Raw genomic sequence first — 17580 nt, forward strand, 5'->3', positions numbered from 1 at the left:
GGCGTTCGCGCATCACCAGAGCACCGGGAACTCCTCGAACCCGCCAGTGATGATCTCCTTGCGCGACTTCAGTTCTTCGGGCGCCACAGCCAGGCGCAGCGCGGGAAAGCGCTGGAAGATCGAACCGAACACCAATTTGAGTTCGAGCCTCGCCAGCGCCACGCCGATGCACTGGTGCGGCCCGTGGGAGAACGCCAGGTGCGGCTTCCCGTCGCGTCCGATGTCGAAGATTTCCGGGTTGTCGAAATGGCGCGGATCGAACGACGTCGCCGGCAGGCCGACCAGCACCTTGCTCTCCGCGGGAATATGCACGCCCGCGATGGTCACGTCGGTTCTCGGATAGCGCATGATGCCGTCCCAGCCCGCGCCCGGCGGGTACATGCGCAGGATTTCCTCCACCGCCTTATCCACCAGGGATGGATCGCCGACCAGGCGTTCGCGCTGTTGCGGATGGCGGAGCATGGCCAGCAGGCCGAATTCGATCTGCGCGACGGTGCTCTCGTGCCCCGCCACCAGCATGCCCGCCGCCAGGCCGATCGCCTCTTCCTCGGTCGCCTCGCCCTGGTCGACCGCCGCGAGCAGATCCGTCAGCAGGTTGTCGCCCGGATCCTGGCGCTTGTCCCGCATCTTGCCGCGAATGTAGGCGCGCAGTTCGTCCCAGGCCAGGCGCGACGCGCTGCGCGGGCCGCTTTCATGCTGGTGCGTCATCACCTCGTCGGACAGCCCGGCGAAAAAGACGTGATCCTCGTAGGGCACGCCCATCAGCGCGCTGATGACCATGGCCGGAAGCGGAAAGGAGAGGTGGCGCCGCAGGTCGGCGGGCTGGGGCTGGGCCGCCAGCGTCTCGAACAAGTGCGCGGCGATCGCTTCGGCCTGCTGTGTTAGCAGCTTCATCCTGCGGTTGCCGAAGGCCGGCGCCACGATCGTGCGTAACCGGGCATGCTCGCCCCCCTCGTGCGAGACCAGCCATCCCGGCGAACCGAGAATCACCGAATCCGGGGTGAATGCCGCCGGCGGCATTCCCGCGGGCCGGTACGCCGCGTCGGACAGCACCGCCTTGGCCTCGTCGTAGCCTGTCACCCACCAGCCTTCGTGCCCGGACGGGAAGCGCACGCGGTGGATCGGACCGTTGGCGCTTAGCGCCAACATCTCGGGCGAGGGCTCGATGTGATCGACGCGCCACATCGGCAGCGTCGGCAAGGGTTGTTCGGACATCAAGGGTTGTTCGGACATGGTGGCACTTCACTCTCTCAGCGATGGAAGGGCGGTAGGTGACCGGCAGGCGCTGCGGGCAGCGAATGACGTAAGACGGCATGTCGACGACGTCCTCCGCGGCGATGGTCGGCGCCAGATCCTCCGGCCGCACGAACACCGCGGGGAAGGCGCATCGCAATTCCAGGCGCGCTAGCCGCGGCGCCAGGCAGACATGCGGCCCCTAGCCGAACGACAAATGCGGGTTGTGCCGCCGGGTGACATCGAACCTGTCGGCATCGCCATAGATCGACTGACCGTAGGGATTGGTGAAGGAGGATCGAGCGCACCCGCCACCGACGTGTCCGCCAATATAGCCTCCGGACCAGTCCCACACCGCCGGTGGCAGTTTCACGCCTGGCTCAAGGTCTGCCGCTTTGGTTGCATCGCTCGCGACGGGCGCAATTGTCGTGGCTCCCAAAAGAAGAACTCCAGATCGCATCCAACACTTCCCTGCATTTTTCTCGGTCCACAACCGAGCGCCAAGTCATTGCCACAGCAAACCGCCGGAACGGACCAGACGCGACAGCGACGCGCGCCGTGTCCGTCCCGAAGACCATCGCACTGCGATTGGTAATGATGCCTGAACAGAGCAAATCGCGTGCCGAAGTGAATTCGCAGGCCGAGCAGGCACTTCGTAGCGGCGCGTAGTGCCAGGTTTCCGGCATCGAGTCTCAATGCCGACAACCGGCGCAGCAAGTGCCCGACAAAGGCCTGCTCTTGCGGAATATGCGCGAGCATGTCGTCGAATACTTCAAGGCGGCGGTCACGCGTCAGATCGATGGTCTGTAGAGATTGCCGAGAACAGAGCAACTGTCATGCCGGGGACGAAAATGCTGATACTCCAAGGATGAGCATCACGGATGAGCATCGAATCGACGGCAATGGACGCAAAGCTGACAATCGTGTGCGATTGCGCACATTCTCAGGCTGGTTCGATCAGTTGGGATGACTCGGAGGCAGCACACCGCGAGCTGCTTGTAGGTCCTGGAAACGGCATGATGCGAGCGCCGCGTGCTGCATTTGAAAGGTGCTCGACCTGATTAGCTCGCATATTGCTGCGTTGTCCTTCAGACTGGTCGCTCGGAGATTTGACGGTGTTCATCCGTATCTGGCCGGTGACACAATGTCCGCAACTCAACCCTGAACCTCGGGGATCGCACCGGCGAGGCGCACCCTTCGTCGCCATTGAAGCATTCGCTGCACAAATGCTCTGGTGGCACACCAATTGCTAATTAGGTCCCAGATCCCTGACCGGTCAGTCGTTCCGGTCCAAACTCCAGTCGCGACTATCAACCATGATCAATAGCTTGAGATGTCAGCCCATCTGCACAAGCTCTTTCGCGCAAAGGGTAAGGCGAGCAAGCATCGTCAACTTCATCGACCGCTGAGCTGAAGGAGTTGATTATCAAAGGTTCGAGATTCGGCCGTCCCATCAGGCTCTACGGTTTCTCGATTGAAAAGCGTCATGATCCGCTGGCGTCGCCGCGTCGCGCCGTACGAACCGAGCTTGTCAGCGATCATCACGCGCGGCGGCGTGCCGGCGGATTTAAAGAGCTTCGTCATGAGCCGCTGCGCAGCGCGCGAGTCTCTTCGGCTTTGGATCAAGACGTCGAAGAACGACGCCATTCTGGTCGACAACGCGCCGGAGCCAATGTTGTTCGCGCGATCGAGATAACGAAGTCGTCCAGATGCCATGTCGCCGCGAGTGGGGGAATCCCGATGGGAGAACGCCTTGCCGGATTTACGTCCCCACTGGCGCACGGTTTCATAGGTCACGCCAATGCCACGCGCCGCCAGCGTTTCCTCGACCATGCGAAAGCTTAAGCAAAGCCGGAAATACAACCAAACGGCATAGCTGATCACTTCCGACGGGAAGCGATGCGCCGATAAAGAGGGCCCCGTGCGGTCGGCATGCCGGTCGTCTACCCCTTGGCCGTTCCAATTCGTTAACTTGACGGTGCCCCAGAACCTGAAGAGACGAAAAATTGGCCTTTCATTCGGCACCGGTTGAACCACGCCTAATTCCGGTTTTTGTCTCAAAAGTGGAGATGCGATATGATTTCGAGTCACCCTGTCGATGTGGTTGGCGGTAGCGACGAACTCATCGAGCAGGCGCTGCGAGCTGCGATGGGTAGTGCTCTGAGTCCGGAGTCGCCGACTCACCTGCGGGAAGCGCTAGAAGCGGCGGTGTTTCCAGGTGGCGCCCGGATGCGCCCCAAGCTCTGCTTGAAAGTCTTCAATGCATCCGGCGCAAGCCATCCGGAGCTGGCTGCAAGAGCTGCGGCAGCAATCGAATTGCTGCACTGTGCCTCGTTGGTCCATGACGACCTGCCTTGCTTCGATAACGCCGCGCTGCGCCGCGGCAAACCGACGGTGCACCGGCTATTCGGAGAGCCGACCGCCGTTCTGGCCGGCGATGCCTTGATCGTGACGGCTTTCAAACACCTCAGCCGGCAGGCTGCGCGGGCACCTGAGTTGGTCGCGCGCATGATCGAGGTGGTCGCGGAGGCGGTCGGCCCCAGTCATGGGCTGATCGCCGGACAGTCGATGGAGGCCGCGACGCACGTCCCAATCGACCGCTATCACCATTACAAGACCGGCTCCCTCTTTGTGGCGGCGGCCACGTGCGGCGCCCTGACAGGTGGTGCTGACCCGGCCCCATGGGCGAAGGTGGGGGAACTGCTCGGGCATGCGTACCAGATCGCCGACGACATCGCAGACACGGTCGGCCGCGCCGAGGTGCTTGGCAAATTGCGTGCCGTGGACACGCAACTGAATCGACCCAATATCGTTCGCAGCCAAGGGTTGGATAGCGCAGCCGCCAAATTTTACGCGTATCTCGAGCAGATAAGTGACACCATTCCTGCCGGCCCTCACAAAGGGTCCCTCGTTGACTGGCTGAACCAGGCGCTTTGCAAGGGCGTAGCGGGCCCGGGAAAAGCCGGACTGATACAACAAGCGGCGCTGGAATGCGTCCAACCTTTATGAGAAATGAATCACAGCAAGGAAATCCGGTCGTTGGCTCCGTCATGGCTGGATACGATCGACATCGAGGCTGGATCTTTCTGATCGCCGTGCTGAAGTCTCACCGGAAAAGCTAGAGGGCAGGCGCTCATTGCTCGTGCAAAAGCGCGACTTGCGACATTCGGCTGCGTCAAAGTCAATCTCCTGGTGTCGAAATCCAACTCAGCCTTGCGCGCACAACTCGTGCCCGAGGATATCGCCCGCTGTCTGCCGCCTCCGAGGGTCGCTACGGGATTAGCGCCCAAGCAATTTGAATTTGCTATCGTCATGACCGGTCATTGCGTGGGCTGCCTTTGCCGGGTACCGCCGCGCCCAGGGCCTTCTAGCGGGCGATCGGACGGCAAGCGGCCCGGCCCGGCAATGGCAGAGGTGCGGCTATTTTCCGCCGGCGCTCACGCGCCTTTGCATCGCGAAACAAAATAGCCGCACCTCTGCCATCCTCCGCTTCGCTCCGGCCCGTCGGCTGACGCCTCCGGGTTCTGGTCCGTTCCGCCCGCCGTCTGGTGATCGCCACGAAGGCCGCGATGGGCGCGGCCGAACGGCAAAGGACCCTAAGCCATGATGACCGAACACGACGATAGCCAGTTCGAACCGCCGCACGGCTCATCACCGACCGATCATATCCTCAACGAGCTTCAGCTCTATGGCCATCGTCCCTTTCACGACGAGCCTGACCCAAGGCCGCTCCCGGAAGCCAAGGCCATCACAGGCGCGATCGCCGACATCTTTGATGCGCTCGTGGCGACCCTGAGCGACACACGGCTTGAACCCGACCTCGAAGATCTCCTCTGGTCGACCGTCAATCTCTTCCATCGCGCCACGGGCCGCATCGAGCGCGAACTCGATGACAACGAAAAAGCCCAGCAAAAGAGCCAGCGCGAGCAGAATGGATCGGAGGTGCGATCGGTCGAACTGGAAAGGCTCACGGCCGAAGGCGTCACATTGATCGAACGCCGCAACGCCATGGAGCTGTTCCGCGATCTGGCGACTGAGCAATTCGAGCTTCATACCGGCTCGCCCTGGCGCCCCCGTTCCGGGTCACTCGTCAATCATCGCACGCTCACCTCTGCGATGATTGATAGCCGCGATTTCCTGGCTGCCAAACGTCGCGCGGACACCGAGGCGTTGCTGCCGTCGGGACCCAAGATCGGGCTCACCGGTGGACTCGATTTTAACGACGTCGCCCTGATCTGGGACCGCCTCGACAAGGCCCATGCCAAGCACCGGGACATGGTGCTGCTCCACGGTGGCTCGCCGAAGGGCGCCGAGCGGATCGCCGCAAAATGGGCCACCAACCGCAAGGTTCCCCAGGTCGCCTTCAAGCCGGACTGGACCAAGCACGGTAAGGCAGCTCCGTTCAAGCGCAACGACGCCATGCTTGCAGTGCTGCCGATCGGTCTCATGCACTTTCCGGGCACCGGGATACAGGACAACCTTGCCGACAAGGCCAGGAAGCTCGGCATTCCCGTCTGGAAGTTCGGCGGCGCGTAAGCGCCGTCGCCCATCGGCGCATCTTCGTCGAGGACCAAGTTCGCCAGCGCAGATCAGTGCAAATTCTCTGATGCGACCGTATAGCGCTCGAGCAGAAAGCTTCGGTTCTTGTCCGATTCGACGAACGAGGTCACGCACTCGCACAGCGCTGCATTCTGCGCTATTATTCTTGTCGCGCCGTGGTGGTGGTGGAAGGCGCGATGCGTCATGTCTTTTGTCGCGGAGCCACCACCATGCTTATCATCGCACTCGCCCTCAATATGCTTGGCATCGGCCTGTTCTGCTGGCTGGGTCTCATCCTTGCTGTCTACGCGCTGCCATATTTCGTTGCGCTTTCCGCAGGATTTGCGGCTGTTCACGCTGGGGCAAGCATTGCCTCGGCAGCTCTGGTCGCAATTCTTGCCGGCGCCGTGGTCGTTCTCATCGGTCAAACGCCTTGATCTGGGCTCGATCCAGCTTCGTGCGCGCGGTGATTGCCGGCAGCGTTCACCGTCCCGGCGGCTGTCGCGGGCTATCACCTCGCCCATGGCCTGTCGCAAATCGCGATGCCATCCTCACTTTGGCAGGATATCTTCAGCTGGACCGGCGCCTTTGCCATCGCCGGCATGGCGTGGAGACGGATAACCAGCTTTGCCGAGCCTCCGGCATTGGGCGAGGCTTTGCTGGAGGAACATCAGTAGCCCCTCTCGGCCGAGACGCGAAAGGAATGATCCTTGGGTCTCGACGCTGAGGCCGCTCAGGTCCAAGCGTTGGTTGGGTCGATGAGCTTGAGCGAGAGATAGTCGCGGCGTTCTCGAAGGCTTGGCACCCGGCACCTGACCTCCCGGCGGAAGGCAGGCCAGCCAGGGGGCGTCTCATCGCGGCTGGTTCACGGCAGTCGCGTTGGCCCTTTTCTTCGCTTTTGCTTCCAACTCTACGCCTGAGCGCAGCGACCTCTTGTGCAGCCCAACCGAGCGGCGCCACAACTTCTCTGGGGTTGCTGTTCAGCGCACGGACCACCTGGCCTCTTGATGGCTCGATCTGGCCGAAGAGCGGCTGCGCCTCGATCGCCTGAACGCAACGCCAGCGGCTCGACTTTCTTCCCCTGGGCTACGCCCATTCCTCGCGCGGCAAGAAAGTCGCCCCGCTGGCGTCCTCCGCTGCGCTACGGCCCGCGGGCGGGTGCGTCGTCGATCGTCTTCGGCCTGTAGATCGCCATCGAGGCCGCGGTGGTCGCGGCTCGAAACAGCAAGGAGAAGTAACATGGCTACCATCGGTTCTTTCAAGAAGATCGGCAGCGACTTCCAGGGCGAGATCGTCACCCTCAGCCTCCAGACCAAGGGCGTCCGCATCGTGCCCGAGGCCAACCGCACCAACGAGAACGCCCCGAGCCACCGCGTCTTCGTCGGCCGGGCCGAGATCGGGGCCGCCTGGTCGAAGCGCTCCGAGGAGGGCCGCGACTATCTCTCGCTCAAGCTCGACGACCCCTCGTTCAACGCACCGATCTACGCGAACCTGTTCAACGACGAGGACGGCGACGGCTTCAGCCTGATCTGGTCCCGGCCCCGTAAGAACGGCGACTGAGGTCGCCAAAAAGCCCCGTCCGGTCTGCCGGGCGGGGCTTTTCAATTAAGCGCCCCTCCGGCCGTGCGGACCTGTCAATACTGATTCCAGCCGCTCGGCCGGTATTGGGCTATTCAGTCTGTCCGCGCGTCTTTTTCTTGGCGCCTGCGCCTGGCGGCCGTGTCAACAGGTCTGCTGCTTCGACTCCCAAACTGCGCGCCAGCCGGTCGACAACGTCGATGCCGGCCGCATAGACGCTCCGTTCGAGTGCGCTGATATAGGTGCGGTCAATTTCTGCTCGATGTGCCAATTCCTCCTGCGACAAGCCGCGAGCTTGTCGCAGCTTGCGCAAATTGATTGCAAGTATCCCGCGTATATCCATACGCGAGACGGCACGTCCTTGAAGAGTATTTCACCACGGAGTATTCTCGACAAAACGTTCGCGCGGAAGCCTACCACCAAATTTTTACGCTTCTGCTCCTTCCGGCGTGTTAGAATTTGTCAAATCTGAGGCGTGGAGTTTCATGAGGAAGCCGCCGCTCGATCCCGACGTCGCCGACGCTGCCCCCACCGATCAAGCTCTGACGGTTTATGACGAGGAGCACGTCGTGACGTACACGCGCCTTTTGCAAGCCGAAAGCGAAGGGGCCGACTGGCGGGAGGTCGCGCGAATAGTGTTGCATATCGATCCGGAGCGCGAACCTGATCGTGCGCGAAATGCATACCTGTCTCATCTTAAGCGCGCTAAGTGGGCTACCGAACAGGGACGTTTCTTGCGCGGTGCCGGGTCAAATTAGGAAAATCTCACCGGTGAAGTGTTTCTCAAGAACACGATCTTCTTCTCCTCGTTGGTGGTCACTTTAGAGCATCGCGTGGTGCCAAAGTAAGGACTTCCTACAACCCAATCGATCAGAATTATTGCGGCGCAATCCTTGTTATCCGACTGGACAAAGGGGCGTAAGCAATGCCGACATTCGACTGGCGGTCGCCGGATTCGTACAAGAGCCTACAGGACGCTGAAAGAACCGACATCGCCTGGGAATTTCTTCGCCGAAACAAAGACTACGAACGCGACTACGAAGAGACTGTGAGGAACAGCCCGGACGGCGAAGTATCTCCGGAGTTCAGGAGGAGGTGGGGCATCTGCTTTCGCCCATGACCCGCAGATATCCTTCGAGGAACAGGTCGTCATTTGGGCGCCTGAGGTTCTGCCGACGGTCGTTCCAATCGCGGCGATCGCGTCGACGGTCAGTGGGGACAGCTCTCTTCAGCTACTGCTCGATCTTGCTGCTGGCCGGGCGCGGCGTGCCTCCGATGGCTGGCACGCTGTGCTACGGATAGGCGTCGTAGAGCATCGAGTCTGGCTGAAGGATCTGCCAGCCGCCAGCGCCAATTACGCAGTTCAATTGGAATTCGACCGCGATTTCGACGCGCGCGCCCTTGCAGCGCAGCGGCTGTGGCGCGCGATGAATGAACGCGCTGTCGGTCCCGCCTCTCACGGATTGTCAAAACAGAGATGCGAACGGCTGCGCGCCGCCATTCAGGCGCTCGATGCCCATGACGCCGGTGGCACGTATCGGATCATTGCCGAAGCTCTATTCGGCAAGAAGCGCATCTCCGATCGTGCCTGGAAAACGCACGATCTGCGCAATCGTACAATTCGCCTCGTGCAGAGCGGCCTCGCATTGATGCGAGGCGGCTATCGCGAATTGCTGCGCCCCAAGCACAAGAACAAATAGCCGCCTTCAGCTAGAGGCGGCTTCCGGCGGCGACGCGTGGGCGCAGAACGCCGAACGGTTTGTGGCTGGCATTAGGGATGAGGAACGCCTTCTACTAGGAGCCACTCAGAACGCGTTGGCATTCCTTGGCTCGATCGATCAACTTCGTGGCCAAGCGCTTGATTATGGTATTGTCGAGCCCCTCCGCTTCCGCGGTAGCGCAGACATCGGTTACATTGTCGGGAAGCAACTCAGCCAGAGAATTCAATCCGGCAATCATTTTGTCGGCGTCGAGGCGGGTTTCGCGGGCGAACTTCTGCCATTCGCGCGCACCAATCTGGCTAAGCTTGTATTCGCCGCCGATCTTCATCGCGAGCTTCATTTTCTGAAACTCGACATCGTTATAGGGAAGGATGCTGGCGATATCGTAGAGCGGCGCAAGTCGCACTGTAGGGCCGCTGGCGAGGAGCAGCGAGTAATTCTTGGCGTGTGCATCGGTACCGCCGATGAGCCAGTTGAAGCCGAGGGCATCGATGAAAGTATCTAGGTCATCCACGCTATTGGTGGAGTAGGTGCGTAGGAGTTCGATAATGTCGGCGGGGGCTGGTCCGCCCTCGCTTTGGTATTTCTTAGTTGGCATGATGCCGCGTGCTTGGCAGATGTCCTCTTGATGGACACGAACGACGTCATTGCCGCTGAATTGCCGGTCATAGCGTTCGACGACAATGGCGATTTCTTTCTCAAATCGCATGACCTTAGTTTCGGCGACGGGTAAGCCGAGATTGCGTGCAAGATTGAGGCAGATATGTTCGTTCTCGGCATGGCCGTCGAAATGGCCGGTCGGGGGTTTCAAGATATGAGTTGTCGGGATTCGTCCAGAGGGAATTCCCCATCGGTCTTTTTGCAGGAGCAGCGCAGTTTTCGGTTGAGTCCCGGCGAGGCTGAATTGCCCCGTATCGCGCGGCAACCGCCATGCGGCGTGATCCTCTCTCAACGCTTGCAAACGTTTGGCAATCGCGGCTTCGTCAAGCCATTCAACTTTGTCGTCCGCACCGCTTTGTAATACCTTCAAACGATCGGGGGTGACGAACTGAATGGCGCCGGCGCAATCCTCGCCGACATGGGAAATCAGAGCAAACACGTTGCGGGCCGAGACCTGAAATTTCTTGGCCCAACGATCGAGGACGCGCTCGTTGTCCGGCAGAAGTCCCCATAGAAAGGCTTGCACAGCGGCGGGACCGTGCTCCTCGGCCGCGAGTGGCATGGAGAGCGAAATCGGATACGCGCCCCTCGCTTCGCGCCAATTGGTGTCATAGACAAAGGTAAGGCGGCTGCGCGTGTCGTTATGCACGCGGCCGACTTCCTTCCCGTCCAAGAGGGCCACGAGTTCGTTTGTCATGCCCTCCTCTTCTTGGCTTTGGCCACGATTGCGTTGATATCGACGCCGGACTTTTCTGAACTGCGGCTGTTGGATTGTTCACTGTTTGCGTCCAGGCTGATACCGAGAGCGTCAAGAGCGCGGAGCACCAGGCCGAGTTCGGCGCGTGCGTGGCCATGTTCGACTTCGATGACCCACTGACGGCTGACACCAATACGCTTGGCGAAGCTCGACTGGTCGAGCTTGAGTCGTTTGCGCCTGTCTCGAATGATGGCCCCGAGATCGGTGGATGTGCGTACAAGCATGGTGCGCCTAGAATGTCGACGTTCGCCTACATTACCATATGTCAGCGTTCGGCGACAATATGAAATGTCGGCGAACGACGACACGGAAAGATGTTGCCGTTCGACGACATTGAATGGGTTGAAGCGGCCATATTTCGTTGCGTTTTCCGCAGGATTTGCGGCTGTTCACGCTGGGGCAAGCATTGCCTCGGCAGCTCTGGTCGCAATTCTTGCCGGCGCCGTGGTCGTTCTCATCGGTCAAACCGCCTTGATCTGGGCTCGATCCAGCTTCGTGCGCGCGGTGATTGCCGCAGCGTTCACCGTCCCGGCGGCTGTCGCGGGCTATCACCTCGCCCATGGCCTGTCGCAAATCGCGATGCCATCCTCACTTTGGCAGGATATCTTCAGCTGGACCGGCGCCTTTGCCATCGCCGGCATGGCGTGGAGACGGATAACCAGCTTTGCCGAGCCTCCGGCATTGGGCGAGGCTTTGCTGGAGGAACATCAGTAGCCCCTCTCGGCCGAGACGCGAAAGGAATGATCCTTGGGTCTCGACGCTGAGGCCGCTCAGGTCCAAGCGTTGGTTGGGTCGATGAGCTTGAGCGAGAGATAGTCGCGGCGTTCTCGAAGGCTTGGCACCCGGCACCTGACCTCCCGGCGGAAGGCAGGCCAGCCAGGGGGCGTCTCATCGCGGCTGGTTCACGGCAGTCGCGTTGGCCCTTTTCTTCGCTTTTGCTTCCAACTCTACGCCTGAGCGCAGCGACCTCTTGTGCAGCCCAACCGAGCGGCGCCACAACTTCTCTGGGGTTGCTGTTCAGCGCACGGACCACCTGGCCTCTTGATGGCTCGATCTGGCCGAAGAGCGGCTGCGCCTCGATCGCCTGAACGCAACGCCAGCGGCTCGACTTTCTTCCCCTGGGCTACGCCCATTCCTCGCGCGGCAAGAAAGTCGCCCCGCTGGCGTCCTCCGCTGCGCTACGGCCCGCGGGCGGGTGCGTCGTCGATCGTCTTCGGCCTGTAGATCGCCATCGAGGCCGCGGTGGTCGCGGCTCGAAACAGCAAGGAGAAGTAACATGGCTACCATCGGTTCTTTCAAGAAGATCGGCAGCGACTTCCAGGGCGAGATCGTCACCCTCAGCCTCCAGACCAAGGGCGTCCGCATCGTGCCCGAGGCCAACCGCACCAACGAGAACGCCCCGAGCCACCGCGTCTTCGTCGGCCGGGCCGAGATCGGGGCCGCCTGGTCGAAGCGCTCCGAGGAGGGCCGCGACTATCTCTCGCTCAAGCTCGACGACCCCTCGTTCAACGCACCGATCTACGCGAACCTGTTCAACGACGAGGACGGCGACGGCTTCAGCCTGATCTGGTCCCGGCCCCGTAAGAACGGCGACTGAGGTCGCCAAAAAGCCCCGTCCGGTCTGCCGGGCGGGGCTTCTCTCAGGTGCGCATCAAAGCATTGTTGAGGCCACTGCGCTTCGGCGCCTCTCACTGGTCGCCTTTCGCGGTCATTTCCGTGAACGTCGTCCGGCATACGTCGTCGGGATTTTAGCTATCGTCGCGGTTGGCTCCAGCGGGAATCTATTCAGCGCCCGGAGGGGTAGCCACGCCCAGTGTGCGATGTCTGCCTTTCAACGCAATTCGACTGGATCGAAGCATCCGGGGAAACGTCCATAGCTGGACGCGAACGCATCCTGCCTTCCTGCCAGTTTTCAATCCAGACCTCCCCCTATGTTCTGGTCACGGTCGATCTTGAAGAAGGACCCCGCATGAACGCGCGCCTACGTTGCTATGGACAAGACCCTGCGATCGGCACTCGTTGTCTGTCGATTTGAGGTGCATGAGGAAAGCTGGACGTTTCCGATTTTCGTTCTGGCTTAGCGTCAACGCCGGCTGTCGATACAACGTCCATCTGGGGATCCCTGCGATTCCATTCCGCATGGGATCGAAACTTGATTCCGAAATTCTCCTGCAGTCGGTTGTAGAGGTGAGCAGAAACTCACGCAGTACAACGCGGTCAGAATCATTCAAGCCTGAACCGCTTGCCGCATCCTCGTTGGATTCAACATTGCTGCATCGAAGTGCGACTTCGAATCATTTGGTAGTTGGGAGATGCTTGTCCCAGCAATGGGCTTATTCGCCGAGTCCAGATTATCGATGCCAGTCGCCACTACCGAGACACGGACGAGACCCTGCAGCCGTTCATCGAAAGTGGCGCCGACGATGACGTTAGCGTCCGGGTCGGCTCCTTCGCGAATGCGGCTAGCAGCTTCGTCGACCTCGAATAGCGTCAGGTCCTTGCCGCCGGTGATCGAGATTATGAGGCCACTGGCGCGCTTGATCGAGGGGGCCTCGATCAATGGATTGGAGATCGCGGCCATAGCGGCGGTGAGCACGCGCTTCTCGCCAGAAGCCTCACCCCCGCCCATCATGGCTTTGCCCTTCTCGCGCATGACGGAGAGAACGTCGGCAAAATCGAGATTGATCAAACCTTCTTTGACTATAAGGTCGCTGATGCAGGCCACACCCGAATAGAGAACTTGATCGGCGATGGCGAAGGCATCGTTAAATGTGGTCTTCTCATTGGCCACTCGGAGCAGATTCTGGTTTGGGATGATCAGCAGGGTGTCAACCGCGTTCAGCAGTTCCGCAATGCCCGCTTCAGCAACGCGCATACGGCGCTGGCCCTCGAAGTCGAAGGGCTTGCTGACGACGCCGATGGTGAGAATGCCAAGTTCACGCGCGATCCTGGCTATAACAGGCGCCGCCCCAGTTCCCGTACCGCCGCCCATGCCAGCGGTAACGAACACCATGTTTGCGCCGGTCAAATGATCCTGGATCGCATGAACTGCCTCTTCGGCCGCGGCGCACCCTACTTTGGAGTTCGAGCCGGCGCCAAGGCCTTCGGTCACCTTTGTGCCTAACTGGATGAGGCGCTTGGCCTTGGACATGCTGAGTGCTTGTGCGTCGGTATTGGCGACGACGAAGTCGACGCCTTCCAGCCCGGCCGCGATCATGTTGTTGACGGCATTGCCTCCGGCGCCACCGACTCCAAACACAATAATACGCGCTTTCATCTCGCGAATGTCGCTGATGTCGGTCACTTTTACCTCACGATTTCTTCGGCACGTTGGGATAGCGGACCCGGATTGCTACCGACGAACCTTGTGGTCTGTCTCTACCAGGAGCGCAGCTAGATAGCCTAGTCGACGTGCGGCCTGTCCGTGGCTGTCGATCGAGGCGCCAACTCGGTCACCGGTCCGTAGAGCCGCTGCCTCGTCCTCAAGCCGCGCTGTCGCCTCTCTAGCGGCATGGTCTTTGCGGTCGCCTGCAGCACTTCAACCATCAGGCGTTCGGCGCGCTCGCGTTTGCGCTCGAAATCCGCGCCGTAACCGGCCGCCCTTGCGTCGAGCTGCACAATTTCCGTCTGCGACGCCTCAATGTTTTCCACTAATGGGACAATGTCGCCCGCGCGACGACCACCTCGTGGGCAGGGAGTATGCCTGACTTCAGCGAGATCAACGCTCACTAGCGCTTTGCTATTATCCGAAAGCGAGCGCGGCAATCTGAGTCGCTTGGCAACCGATCGGGCGGCCTCAGGTGAGATTTTCGGCCGGGCACCAAGTGCGACATATGTCTGGGCCTCAATGGGCATCGACTGTTCTCCTAGAACGAACCGGGAGGCAATCGGCTGTTAACCGAAAAGTAACCGCAAGGTAGGCTGCGTTGGTTAACAAGTCGTTAACAGCTCCGGCGAAGAAACAGGTCGCGTATCCATGCGGACTGACTTTTCAAAGCAGGTGTTCCGCAACGAGTCGTGATCTGATCAAAAGGCTATTGCGGACCATTTTCGCGTACCTTCTTTCCGCGGCTGGGTTTCATGTTTCGCCAGTGATGCGTCGTTCCAAGCCGAGCGGCACGATCCAGCCGCCTGCGCGGTCGTACGGGCAAATTCATCAGGATGTACCGCAGCCAGGCGATTGCGCACGGCGTTTGGGTCTTCGTCGATGGCTGCGCGAATGAGATCGCGCTCGATCCCGACAAAGACCGGCCGGAGGTTGAGGCGAGCGAGCGCTTCCTGGTCGACGGCGGTGACATCGGCGTCGGTGACTGGTCCCGCGCGGGTAACGATGCCGCCGACAAGCCCTCCGATGGCGCCTGTCTTTTCCACTTCCCTTACCGCGGCGGCGTCGAGCAGCGCTCGCGCGCGTGCGAGATCGTCCTGGAGCCTTCGGGCAAAAGGTTGATGCGTGAGACGATGGAGAACGCCCGCCAATTCGGCATGTCCGAGCGGCTTGATCAAGTTGGCGACATGCAGCCGAAGAAGGCCGATGAAGAGCGCGTTTTTCTCTTCGGAAGCGATGGGCTCGCCTTCATCGACGGGATCGCGGACCGAGAGATGGACATCGGCTGGACCAGCTACAGCCATTCCCCAGCGCGTTGCGATCGCGATGCGCTTCAACGTGACTTTGCGGCCTTGGGCGGTGACATCGATCCGTGCAGCTTGCGTCCACGCGCGATCCAGGGCCTTCGCGGGTCCTCCCACATCATGGCAGCCTTTCGCCTCGGCGACCGTCAGGGAGGATAGGTCAGAGGCGCAGGCGATCCAATCGGGCAGGTCGCCGCGAAAAAGGCGCTTGACCTTGAGCTGCCTGCGGCGGTCCAGGTCGATGGTTCGGCTACCGAGATGCGCAAAGATCGAAAGATTGAAGTGTCGCTCGAGATAGGCGCGGGCGACGAAGCGTCCAAACAGGCCTGAGAGCGCGACTTTGACTTCGCGCGCCTGCCCAAGCGGCTCCCTGAAGATGAAAGGCGTTCCCGCGCCGGTCGGCGCCAGCAGCGCGTCGAGAATAGACCACGCGCCATAGGCGGCGCCGGGTGTCTGCAGCACCTCCCGAATGCCGGCATCCTCGATCTCGGAGACTTCAAGGTCGACGGTAGGGCCGGCGATGGGGCTCGCCGCCGCAGGATCGAAGCTATGAAGGAATGTCCCTGTCAAAGCGCCAGCGCTCGTTTGAGATCGTCGTGCTCGAAAGCGCTGGCCATGCGATTGATCTCGGCCGCGCGGGCGCCGACTGCTTTGGCCGTGTCGCGCCAGGTCGCGGTCGCTGTCGCGACTTCCTTAATGATCGTGCGGGCCTGCGGCAACGTGCGCCCAAAATACTCCGACGCGGCCTCAAGCAGGTCGAGCGAGCAGGTGCCTTCGTCGAGGTCGATGTTCGTCGTCAGCACCCGCGCCTTCACATCGGTAGGCACGGGATTGAGATCGTAAGCCGGAGAGAGCGACCATCCCGCCTTTCCCAACCACAGGAAACCGTGGTTGCGCAGATGATCATCGACATTGGAGATCAGCACATTGAAGACGACGCGCCTGTAGAGGGCATGGGCGTCCGTCTTTCCTTGCGCACCATGTTGCGAGAGAGCGTCGACAATCTCCGGGTAGCTGCCGCGCTCGCCGTCTTTGGCGCCCATCATCGCCATGGCGGACAGGAACGGGATGCGGACGGCGTCATTGCGATCGAAGCGGCGCGACAGCATGACGGCCTTGCCGGCCACCTCGATCAGTTCGTGTTGCGGGGTGGCGATGCCGGCCTTGCTGGCGAGCCGCAGCGCAATCTCCTCCCAGGTCTCCATGCTGTAGTCGTCGGTCTCCTTTGGAAACTTGGCGATCGAGAGATTGCCGTGTTGATCGATGACCGAGGCCTTCGGCCGCCCGCCACCGAGGGAGGAGCCGGGCGCGAAGATGAGCTGAAGATCTTCGTCCGTTTCCTCGTCGCGGAGAATGCGCTCGGTGATCTGGAGCAGCCGCCCGAGTTCGATGAGGGCCGGTACACCAGCGCGGGTCGGCGTCTGGAAAGTTTCTTCGCCGACCCAGCGGAAGCGAAGTGCGCCAAGTCGCGTTTCATCGGCAACGCCCAGCAAATAGTCGCTTTCTGCAAGCGTGCGAACAGCGCGGCCTTCGCGGTCGGCGAGGCGGCGTTCGGCGCGCTGCATGAGGCGGCGGCCCCAGGTGTCAGGCGCGGAGTCGCCAATGGAGCCGAAAGTCGCCAGTCCGGCAGGAGGAGCAAAGGCGCCGCGCGTCAGGGCGAGGGCGGGTTCCAGCGAGAACCGGTCCGAGTCATTAAGCCATGCGCCATCATACTCGAAGAGGATGGTCTCCGAGCCTCGAGCACGGTTGCTCCTCGCCAGTCCGATGCGGCGCGTGCGGCCGCCGAGATCGATATGCACCTCGAAGTCAGCCATCACGTGAGGCCCCGGTCTTGCGTTTGAGGTGGATATGTTTGGGCAGCTCGGCGCTGGCGAGCGCTTGGCCGACGCTGTCGTTGCTGATGTCGGCGAGCTTGATCAGGCCGTCGAGCAGGCCGAGCGCCTGGAGAACGCCGGCATAGATGCCGATGCTGACATTGGTGTCGCCGGCTTCGACTCTCTGCAGCGTCGAGCGGGACGTGAAGGCGCGCTCGGCGACGACGGCCATCGGCAGCCGCCGACGCCGACGGGCATCGTGGATGTCCGCGCCGAGCTTGCGCAGGGCCCGCCGAACAGCGGCAGGGGGATTGTGGGGGGTAGGCATTTGTAGCCTTCATACTACATATTTGACGAATATGTAGCACGAAGATTACATATTTTTCTAGCCCATTAGGGTCGGTACCTCAGTAAGGGGGACGGCTAAGCATTAACCCGAGTCCCCGAAGAATGCGCGCAAGACCCCGCACAGTGAGGCGGCGATCGAAGCTGCGAGCGTCGCCGCCAAGTTATCTTGCAGAATCTGGTGGTCGAACCGGAGTTGGACAGAGAAGGGGGGCCACCGGGTTTTCAGACGGCCTGCCCGGCTTCTGAGAATGAAGAAGGAGATCAACAAGACCGAGCCGAACCGCAGCATCATCGATACCGC

21 protein-coding genes and 1 pseudogene are annotated in these 17580 nt (G+C 61.1%); 11 read left to right on the forward strand and 11 right to left on the reverse strand.

The features are described 5' to 3' along the window. Nucleotides 1–12: 12 nt before the first annotated feature. The 3 genes and pseudogenes from RAD15_RS09200 to RAD15_RS09210 all read right to left on the reverse strand — a co-directional run. Nucleotides 13–1215 carry a cytochrome P450 gene (locus RAD15_RS09200; RefSeq protein ID WP_458176777.1) on the reverse strand — a complete coding sequence of 401 codons (1203 nt, stop codon included), beginning with the start codon at nt 1213–1215 and terminating at the stop codon, nt 13–15. Nucleotides 1216–1435: 220 nt separating this feature from the next. Beyond that, complete coding sequence (locus RAD15_RS09205) at nt 1436–1606, reverse strand: hypothetical protein (RefSeq protein ID WP_458176526.1); 171 nt, start codon at nt 1604–1606, stop codon at nt 1436–1438. A gap of 1103 nt (nt 1607–2709) precedes the next feature. Then, nucleotides 2710–3167: pseudogene (locus tag RAD15_RS09210) on the reverse strand (IS6 family transposase); the annotation flags it as partial. Nucleotides 3168–3309: 142 nt separating this feature from the next. Between RAD15_RS09210 and RAD15_RS09215 the strand changes: the two are divergent. The 5 genes from RAD15_RS09215 to RAD15_RS09235 all read left to right on the forward strand — a co-directional run bounded on the left by RAD15_RS09215 (nt 3310) and on the right by RAD15_RS09235 (nt 7332). After that, entirely contained in the window at nt 3310–4242 is a 933-nt protein-coding gene (locus RAD15_RS09215; RefSeq protein WP_458176528.1) for a polyprenyl synthetase family protein, read from the forward strand. 597 nt (nt 4243–4839) lie between these two features. Beyond that, the gene (locus RAD15_RS09220) at nt 4840–5769 is read left to right on the forward strand and encodes a DUF2493 domain-containing protein (RefSeq protein ID WP_270172964.1); all 930 of its coding nucleotides are present in this window, start codon (nt 4840–4842) and stop codon (nt 5767–5769) included. A gap of 233 nt (nt 5770–6002) precedes the next feature. Next, the gene (locus RAD15_RS09225) at nt 6003–6209 is read left to right on the forward strand and encodes a hypothetical protein (protein WP_458176530.1); all 207 of its coding nucleotides are present in this window, start codon (nt 6003–6005) and stop codon (nt 6207–6209) included. 33 nt (nt 6210–6242) lie between these two features. Further along, nucleotides 6243–6449 (forward strand): hypothetical protein, encoded by a 207-nt coding sequence (locus RAD15_RS09230; protein ID WP_458176532.1) that lies wholly within the window; start codon nt 6243–6245, stop codon nt 6447–6449. Between the two features lie 562 nt (nt 6450–7011). Next, complete coding sequence (locus RAD15_RS09235) at nt 7012–7332, forward strand: DUF736 domain-containing protein (protein WP_270163333.1); 321 nt, start codon at nt 7012–7014, stop codon at nt 7330–7332. A gap of 109 nt (nt 7333–7441) precedes the next feature. On the opposite strand, the gene RAD15_RS09240 is transcribed toward RAD15_RS09235, so the two are convergent. Then, on the reverse strand, nt 7442–7693 hold the full coding sequence (locus tag RAD15_RS09240; protein ID WP_270163340.1) for a helix-turn-helix domain-containing protein: 252 nt from the start codon (nt 7691–7693) through the stop codon (nt 7442–7444). Nucleotides 7694–7835: 142 nt separating this feature from the next. Between RAD15_RS09240 and RAD15_RS09245 the strand changes: the two genes are divergently transcribed. From RAD15_RS09245 to RAD15_RS09255, 3 genes are all read left to right on the forward strand, one after another. Next, nucleotides 7836–8108: a DUF2285 domain-containing protein gene (locus RAD15_RS09245; protein WP_270163339.1), complete on the forward strand. Its 273-nt coding sequence runs from the start codon at nt 7836–7838 to the stop codon at nt 8106–8108. A 167-nt stretch (nt 8109–8275) separates the two neighbouring features. After that, on the forward strand, nt 8276–8470 hold the full coding sequence (locus RAD15_RS09250) for a transcriptional regulator domain-containing protein (RefSeq protein WP_270163338.1): 195 nt from the start codon (nt 8276–8278) through the stop codon (nt 8468–8470). Nucleotides 8471–8717: 247 nt separating this feature from the next. Next, nucleotides 8718–9050: a DUF2285 domain-containing protein gene (locus tag RAD15_RS09255; protein WP_458176535.1), complete on the forward strand. Its 333-nt coding sequence runs from the start codon at nt 8718–8720 to the stop codon at nt 9048–9050. Between the two features lie 94 nt (nt 9051–9144). Here RAD15_RS09255 and RAD15_RS09260 read toward each other — a convergent pair whose 3' ends face one another. Further along, entirely contained in the window at nt 9145–10428 is a 1284-nt protein-coding gene (locus RAD15_RS09260) for a type II toxin-antitoxin system HipA family toxin (protein ID WP_270163336.1), read from the reverse strand. Continuing rightward, nucleotides 10425–10712, reverse strand: a complete 288-nt coding sequence (locus RAD15_RS09265) for a helix-turn-helix domain-containing protein (protein WP_270163335.1) — start codon at nt 10710–10712, stop codon at nt 10425–10427. Before RAD15_RS09265 ends, RAD15_RS09260 begins: the two co-directional genes overlap by 4 nt. Before the next feature lie 64 nt (nt 10713–10776). Here RAD15_RS09265 and RAD15_RS09270 point away from each other — a divergent pair, with 64 nt between their 5' ends. From RAD15_RS09270 to RAD15_RS09280, 3 genes are all read left to right on the forward strand, one after another. Then, nucleotides 10777–11202 carry a hypothetical protein gene (locus tag RAD15_RS09270; protein ID WP_458176538.1) on the forward strand — a complete coding sequence of 142 codons (426 nt, stop codon included), beginning with the start codon at nt 10777–10779 and terminating at the stop codon, nt 11200–11202. A 562-nt stretch (nt 11203–11764) separates the two neighbouring features. Continuing rightward, on the forward strand, nt 11765–12085 hold the full coding sequence (locus RAD15_RS09275; protein WP_270163333.1) for a DUF736 domain-containing protein: 321 nt from the start codon (nt 11765–11767) through the stop codon (nt 12083–12085). 216 nt (nt 12086–12301) lie between these two features. Continuing rightward, entirely contained in the window at nt 12302–12523 is a 222-nt protein-coding gene (locus RAD15_RS09280) for an OB-fold domain-containing protein (protein WP_458176540.1), read from the forward strand. 192 nt (nt 12524–12715) lie between these two features. Here the strand turns inward: RAD15_RS09280 and ftsZ are convergent, their stop codons facing one another. The 5 genes from ftsZ to RAD15_RS09305 form a co-directional block, all read right to left on the reverse strand. Further along, a complete protein-coding gene (ftsZ, locus tag RAD15_RS09285; RefSeq protein ID WP_458176542.1) occupies nt 12716–13792 on the reverse strand; it encodes a cell division protein FtsZ in 1077 nt (358 codons plus the stop codon). A gap of 98 nt (nt 13793–13890) precedes the next feature. Continuing rightward, nucleotides 13891–14343, reverse strand: coding sequence for a hypothetical protein (locus RAD15_RS09290; RefSeq protein WP_270163331.1), 453 nt, complete (start codon nt 14341–14343; stop codon nt 13891–13893). 171 nt (nt 14344–14514) lie between these two features. Continuing rightward, a complete protein-coding gene (locus RAD15_RS09295; protein WP_458176544.1) occupies nt 14515–15687 on the reverse strand; it encodes a hypothetical protein in 1173 nt (390 codons plus the stop codon). Continuing rightward, nucleotides 15684–16931, reverse strand: coding sequence for a type II toxin-antitoxin system HipA family toxin (locus tag RAD15_RS09300; RefSeq protein ID WP_458176546.1), 1248 nt, complete (start codon nt 16929–16931; stop codon nt 15684–15686). The genes RAD15_RS09295 and RAD15_RS09300 overlap by 4 nt, the downstream gene beginning before the upstream one ends. After that, the gene (locus RAD15_RS09305; protein WP_027545516.1) at nt 16924–17259 is read right to left on the reverse strand and encodes a helix-turn-helix domain-containing protein; all 336 of its coding nucleotides are present in this window, start codon (nt 17257–17259) and stop codon (nt 16924–16926) included. The genes RAD15_RS09300 and RAD15_RS09305 overlap by 8 nt, the downstream gene beginning before the upstream one ends. Nucleotides 17260–17580 lie beyond the last annotated feature (321 nt).

Source organism: Bradyrhizobium sp. 14AA, from assembly GCF_054185205.1.